This is a genomic window from Coleofasciculus sp. FACHB-712 (assembly GCF_014695635.1).
Lineage (GTDB): Bacteria > Cyanobacteriota > Cyanobacteriia > Cyanobacteriales > FACHB-T130 > FACHB-T130.
This window is the reverse complement of sequence record NZ_JACJOQ010000296.1, coordinates 1-2,786: the sequence shown is the minus strand read 5'-3', so window position 1 is coordinate 2,786 and position 2,786 is coordinate 1. Positions and strand designations below refer to the sequence as shown.

The following is a 2,786-nucleotide window of genomic DNA, read 5'->3' as shown; positions in this document are numbered from 1 at the left end:
TCTAAAGTTGAGAAGACAAGCTCAATCACCGCTGCTACCAAAGCACCTTGAACAACGGCTCCAATTACTTGCTCTAAACTTACTTTAAAAGCTGCATCGCCAAGCACTTTACGTGCTGCTGCAAGTTCTTCAGGAGTCATATCAACTCCACCACGAGATCGGTTGATTCGGAAGTTCTCGAAGATGCCGTTTGAAGCTTCTTTTCCTCCACCGTTAACGTGTGCTTTTATATGGCTCCAATCCTTATCACTGCAAAACTCGCGAATCGCCTCATATCCTTGAGCGCGAATTTGTGCTGGAATCGTCTCATACACCTTGGCAGCTTCTTGAACATTACGAATGCCTTCGCGTACCCCAGCTCGGTGAAATTTCAGTTGTAAGTTGTGAGGTAAGTTCTCAAATTTAATATTATGAGCAACTTTGAATGCCTCTTGTGCAGCAATTGTTGCAGCGCCGGTAACGGCGCTAGAAGTTTGTTGAGCCTCAATAATTAAATTACTCGCAGCTTCTTGGGTTGTTGATATCGCCTCTGATACTGCATTTTGAGTATTTGAAACAATCTCTGATGCTGTTTTTTGAAACGTAGAAGCTATGGAAGTGACTGAGTTGGAAACCTCTTGAATTGCACTATCTGTAGCCTCTTGGGTTGTTGAGATTGCCTCTGATACTGCACCTTGAGTATTTGAAACAATCTCTGAGGCTGTTTCTTGGAACCTAGAACTTACAGCTTCTATTTCCTGGATATTAATTTTAAACATTTATTCGCTAAGTAAAAAACTCAAAACAATTAATATGTATAACCAGTATCTATACAATGCAGCTTAAATGAAAGAGGCGCGAACGCCTCTTTCATTCCCTGGAAATACTGGGCAATTTCACTCTAGCCTTGTAACATCCAACACGAGTTAACTATATTGAAAGCTACTATTTGTGAAACCGTCAAGGACGGCAAATCAAACTTCATTAAAACTTCTAAAATATTGAATTATGTACGGAAATTATCCGCCTAAGTAAAATTTCCGTGAAGCAAAGCTATCCCGCAGGGAATCGCCCATCTTCTCTTGTGCAAGGATAAGCGCGATCGCTATTTATCCATGTCTGCAATGCATGGAAGCGATCGCGCTTATATCGCTCTTATACCCACCAGGATAGGGCGAACAGACTTAGCACTCCAAGCTGATGTCACAACAAGGAAAACACAGCCGCTTGCAAGGTAAGCTTTGCACTGCGATCGCGTATCCTGAGAATCTGCCCAAATTAATTTGTCGCCACCTTTGTTACGGTGCTACCTATTTTTCCTGGGTGAAGCGATCGCAACAGTAGGGACAGCAAATCCCTTGCTGATAATCAGGCGAAGTTTGATCCGCTTCGGAGATAGGATGACCGCAACGAGGGCACATTTCATGCGTTCCTATCTCCAAACCCTCGCGTACAGCAACCCGTTGATCGAAGACAAAGCATTCCCCTTGCCAGAGACTGTCTTCTGGGGGAACTTCCTCTAAATACTTGAGAATGCCGCCTTTGAGGTGATAAACCTCTTGGAACCCTTGAGCCATCATAAACGATGTCGCTTTTTCGCAGCGAATCCCGCCAGTGCAGAATAAAGCGACCTTTTTATGTTTGCTGGGGTCGAGGTTATTGCGAACATAGGTGGGAAACTGCCGGAATGAGGCGGTTTTGGGATTTTGCGCTCGTTTGAAGGTGCCAATCGTTACCTCATAATCGTTGCGGGTGTCAATAATCGTCACCTCTGGATCGGAAATCAGTTCATTCCACGCTTGTGGACTGACATAAGTACCGACGCGATCGCTCGGATCGATTTCCGGCAATCCCAAGGTGACAATTTCTTTCTTCAACCGCACCTTCATCCGGTCAAACGGCGGAGAATCGGCATAAGACTCTTTATGCTCCAAGTCAACTAGGCGCGGATCGGAGCGTAAAAATGATAAAACTGAGTCGATTGCTTCACGAGAACCCGCGATCGTCCCGTTAATACCTTCTGCTGCCAGCAGAATTGTCCCTCTAATACCCTGTCTTTTGCAGTGCGACAATAAGGGGTCTTGCTTATCGGCAAAATCTGGCAACTTGACAAATTTATAGAAAGCTACAACAACTTGGGTCATTTCCCCACTCAACAGCAATGAGTAAAAATGTTTTACGCTGGTTCATCACCTAACCTAACAGAGTAAGCTTCTGTGATGATATGCATCTAAATATTTCTTCCTCTACCCCCTTCCCTAATGGAAGCAGATGAGCTAATATAACAAAAGTGTCTGAAGTTCCGACTTCAAGTTTGGGGGTTTAGCTCAGTTGGTAGAGCGCCTGCTTTGCAAGCAGGATGTCAGCGGTTCGAGTCCGCTAACCTCCATTTATTTTGTCAATTAACACATTATTTGTCGTCGTTAACAGATTAATGTCGTTTAACGACGTTGTAAACCAATTCGTGTCATTTAATTAATTCTGACAACGATGAACGCAGTCTTAGGACAGGTTGTTGGTTTTCGTCGCCGCAGTGATGCGGAATTAAGCGATCGCGAAGTGAAGTACCTTGATATACCACCATTCTCTCTAAATTCTTCGTTCCGCGCTTCCAGAGTATCGGTTAATACAAGCAAGCCTCAATTGAGTCAAGAGAGTTACTCTCCGAGTTGAACAATCACCCTTGTTATCATGCCACCTAAAAAAGAAAATAATGGATGTGGATGTGCGAGTATTCCATTTTCATTAATCATCGTTTTGTTTGGGGTTGGTTATTGGGGTTTTAGGCAGCTAGATCGTCTAGATAT

Annotated in this window: 3 protein-coding genes, 1 tRNA gene and 1 pseudogene; 3 read left to right on the top strand and 2 right to left on the bottom strand. The window is 43.8% G+C overall.

What is annotated here, in order from left to right:
- Positions 1 to 758: pseudogene (locus H6F50_RS07865) on the bottom strand (hypothetical protein); the annotation flags it as partial.
- Between the two features lie 421 nt (positions 759 to 1,179).
- Between H6F50_RS07865 and H6F50_RS07860 the strand changes: the two are divergent.
- Positions 1,180 to 1,323, top strand: a complete 144-nt coding sequence (locus H6F50_RS07860) for a hypothetical protein (RefSeq protein WP_190428146.1) — start codon at positions 1,180 to 1,182, stop codon at positions 1,321 to 1,323.
- Here the strand turns inward: H6F50_RS07860 and H6F50_RS07855 are convergent.
- The gene (locus H6F50_RS07855) at positions 1,290 to 2,123 is read right to left on the bottom strand and encodes a rhodanese-related sulfurtransferase (RefSeq protein ID WP_190428144.1); all 834 of its coding nucleotides are present in this window, start codon (positions 2,121 to 2,123) and stop codon (positions 1,290 to 1,292) included. The two genes, H6F50_RS07860 and H6F50_RS07855, sit on opposite strands and share 34 nt — an antisense overlap.
- A gap of 172 nt (positions 2,124 to 2,295) precedes the next feature.
- On the opposite strand from H6F50_RS07855, the gene H6F50_RS07850 reads away from it, so the two are divergent.
- Together H6F50_RS07850 and H6F50_RS07845 are read left to right on the top strand one after the other, a co-directional pair.
- Positions 2,296 to 2,368 (top strand) — tRNA-Ala (locus tag H6F50_RS07850).
- Between the two features lie 101 nt (positions 2,369 to 2,469).
- Positions 2,470 to 2,652, top strand: a complete 183-nt coding sequence (locus tag H6F50_RS07845; protein WP_190428142.1) for a hypothetical protein — start codon at positions 2,470 to 2,472, stop codon at positions 2,650 to 2,652.
- Positions 2,653 to 2,786 lie beyond the last annotated feature (134 nt).

Bases quoted from the DNA above. Each gene is read 5' to 3' on its own strand.
- H6F50_RS07845 (WP_190428142.1), top strand. From the start codon at position 2,470: ATGAACGCAGTCTTAGGACAGGTTGTTGGTTTTCGTCGCCGCAGTGAT.
- H6F50_RS07860 (WP_190428146.1), top strand. From the start codon at position 1,180: ATGTCACAACAAGGAAAACACAGCCGCTTGCAAGGTAAGCTTTGCACT.
- H6F50_RS07855 (WP_190428144.1), bottom strand. From the start codon at position 2,123: ATGACCCAAGTTGTTGTAGCTTTCTATAAATTTGTCAAGTTGCCAGAT.